The organism is Marinobacterium sp. xm-a-127, assembly GCF_013283425.1.
In the GTDB taxonomy this organism is placed as follows: domain Bacteria; phylum Pseudomonadota; class Gammaproteobacteria; order Pseudomonadales; family Balneatricaceae; genus Marinobacterium_E.
Window position 1 is genome coordinate 1 of record NZ_WBYH01000009.1, and the last position, 3,266, is coordinate 3,266.

At 51.1% G+C, this 3,266-nt stretch carries 2 rRNA genes; both read right to left on the reverse strand.

The features are described 5' to 3' along the window. Positions 1-57 precede the first annotated feature (57 nt). Positions 58-173, reverse strand: a 5S ribosomal RNA gene (gene rrf / locus XMA127_RS11655). A 133-nt stretch (positions 174-306) separates the two neighbouring features. Continuing rightward, a 23S ribosomal RNA gene (locus XMA127_RS11660) occupies positions 307-3,195 on the reverse strand. Positions 3,196-3,266: the final 71 nt, after the last annotated feature.

A 3,266-nucleotide genomic window follows, 5' to 3' on the forward strand; every position in this document is an offset into this window, starting at 1 on the left:
ACCAAAAAACAAAAAACCCCAGGACCTTTCGGTACTGGGGTTCTTTGTTTATTAGGTGCCTGGCAATGACCTACTCTCACATGGGGAAACCCCACACTACCATCGGCGATGACGCGTTTCACGACTGAGTTCGGTAAGGGATCAGGTGGTTCCACGTCTCTATTGTCACCAGGCAAAACTGGTTAACGCATTGGATACTGTAAGATGCGTCTTGGTTGTCTATACAAGCTACAACCGTTAAATCAATCATTTAAACCACTCAGCTGTTCATCTGAAGCTTTCGCTCTCAGACAGCTTTGGCGTTATATGGTCAAGCCTCACGAGCAATTAGTACTGGTTAGCTCAACGCCTCACAACGCTTACACACCCAGCCTATCAACGTCCTAGTCTTGAACGGCTCTTTAGGGACCTTAAAGGTCCAGTGAGATCTCATCTTGAAGGGGGCTTCCCGCTTAGATGCTTTCAGCGGTTATCCCGTCCGAACATAGCTACCCGGCAATGCCACTGGCGTGACAACCGGAACACCAGAGGTTCGTTCACTCCGGTCCTCTCGTACTAGGAGCAACTCTTCTCAAATCTCAAACGCCCACGGCAGATAGGGACCGAACTGTCTCACGACGTTCTAAACCCAGCTCGCGTACCACTTTAAATGGCGAACAGCCATACCCTTGGGACCGGCTTCAGCCCCAGGATGTGATGAGCCGACATCGAGGTGCCAAACACCGCCGTCGATGTGAACTCTTGGGCGGTATCAGCCTGTTATCCCCGGAGTACCTTTTATCCGTTGAGCGATGGCCCTTCCATACAGAACCACCGGATCACTAGAACCTACTTTCGTACCTGCTCCACGTGTCTGTGTCGCAGTCAAGCACCCTTTTACTCTTGCGCTCAATGCATGATTTCCGACCATGCTGAGGGTACCTTCGTGCTCCTCCGTTACTCTTTGGGAGGAGACCGCCCCAGTCAAACTACCCACCACACACTGTCCTCGATCCCGATAAGGGACCTGAGTTAGGACTTCAACGTTACCAGGCTGGTATTTCAAGATCGGCTCCACTTGAACTGGCGTCCAAGTTTCAAAGCCTCCCAGCTATCCTACACAAGTAAGGTCAAAGTCCAGTGTGAAGCTATAGTAAAGGTTCACGGGGTCTTTCCGTCTAGCCGCGGGTACGCTGCATCTTCACAGCGAGTTCAATTTCACTGAGTCTCGGGTGGAGACAGTGTGGCCATCGTTACGCCATTCGTGCAGGTCGGAACTTACCCGACAAGGAATTTCGCTACCTTAGGACCGTTATAGTTACGGCCGCCGTTTACTTGGGCTTCGATCAAGAGCTTCGCCGGAGCTAACCCCATCAATTAACCTTCAAGCACCGGGCAGGCGTCACACCCTATACGTCCACTTTCGTGTTTGCAGAGTGCTGTGTTTTTAATAAACAGTCGCAGCCACCTGGTATCTTCGACCGGCCTCAGCTTAGGGAGCAAGTCCCATCACCAAAACCGGCGCACCTTCTCCCGAAGTTACGGTGCCATTTTGCCTAGTTCCTTCACCCGAGTTCTCTCAAGCGCCTTGGTATTCTCAACCTGACCACCTGTGTCGGTTTGGGGTACGATCCCACATAACCTGAAGCTTAGAGGATTTTCCTGGAAGCCGGGCATCAACTACTTCACTCCATATAGGAGCTCGTCATCAGATCTCAGTCATATAGGAACCCGGATTTGCCTAAGTTCCAAACCTACATCCTTAAACGCGGACAACCAACGCCGCGCTAGCCTAGCCTTCTCCGTCCCCCCGTCGCAGTTATGCGAGGTGCAGGAATATTAACCTGCTTCCCATCGATTACGCTTTTCAGCCTCATCTTAGGGGTCGACTCACCCTACCCCGATTAACGTTGGATAGGAACCCTTGGTCTTCCGGCGAGGGAGTTTTTCACTCCCTTTATCGTTACTTATGTCAACATTCGCACTTCTGATACCTCCACGGTGCCTTACAGCTTCCGCTTCAACAGCTTACAGAACGCTCCTCTACCATGCGTATAAACGCATCCGCAGCTTCGGTCTCTAGTTTGAGCCCCGTTATATCTTCCGCGCAGGCCGACTCGACTAGTGAGCTATTACGCTTTCTTTAAAGGATGGCTGCTTCTAAGCCAACCTCCTAGCTGTCTGAGCCTTCCCACATCGTTTCCCACTTAACTAGAAGTTTGGGACCTTAGCTGGCGGTCTGGGTTGTTTCCCTTTTCACGACGGACGTTAGCACCCGCCGTGTGTCTCCCATGATTGCACTCTTGGGTATTCGGAGTTTGCATCGGGTTGGTAAGTCGGGATGACCCCCTAGCCGAAACAGTGCTCTACCCCCCAAGGTGAGACATGAGGCGCTACCTAAATAGCTTTCGAGGAGAACCAGCTATCTCCGAGCTTGATTAGCCTTTCACTCCGATCCACAGGTCATCCGCTAACTTTTCAACGGTAGTCGGTTCGGTCCTCCAGTTGATGTTACTCAACCTTCAACCTGCCCATGGATAGATCGCCCGGTTTCGGGTCTACTCCCAGCAACTATGCGCCCTATTAAGACTCGGTTTCCCTACGCCTCCCCTAAACGGTTAAGCTTGCTACTGAAAGTAAGTCGTTGACCCATTATACAAAAGGTACGCAGTCACCGAACTAAGTCGGCTCCCACTGCTTGTACGTACACGGTTTCAGGGTCTATTTCACTCCCCTCACAGGGGTTCTTTTCGCCTTTCCCTCACGGTACTGGTTCACTATCGGTCAGTCAGGAGTATTTAGCCTTGGAGGATGGTCCCCCCATGTTCAGACAGGATAACACGTGTCCCGTCCTACTCGATTTCACTGAAAAAGGGTTTTCGAATACGGGGCTATCACCCACTATGGCCAGACTTTCCAGTCTGTTCTTCTAACCCAAATCCAGCTTAAGGGCTGGTCCCCGTTCGCTCGCCGCTACTAAGGGAATCTCGGTTGATTTCTTTTCCTTCGGGTACTTAGATGTTTCAGTTCCCCGAGTTCGCCTCTCTAAACCTATATATTCAGTAAAGAGATACCACTTACGTGGTGGGTTTCCCCATTCGGAAATGTACGGATCAAAACTTGTTTACCAGTTCCCCGTACCTTATCGCAGGTTACAACGTCCTTCATCGCCTCTGACTGCCAAGGCATCCACCGTGCACGCTTATTCACTTGACCATATAACCCAAAGGTGTCTGATCAACTGAATGGTTCTCGTAACGATCGATTTCGCCGGTTGGCGCTTGTAT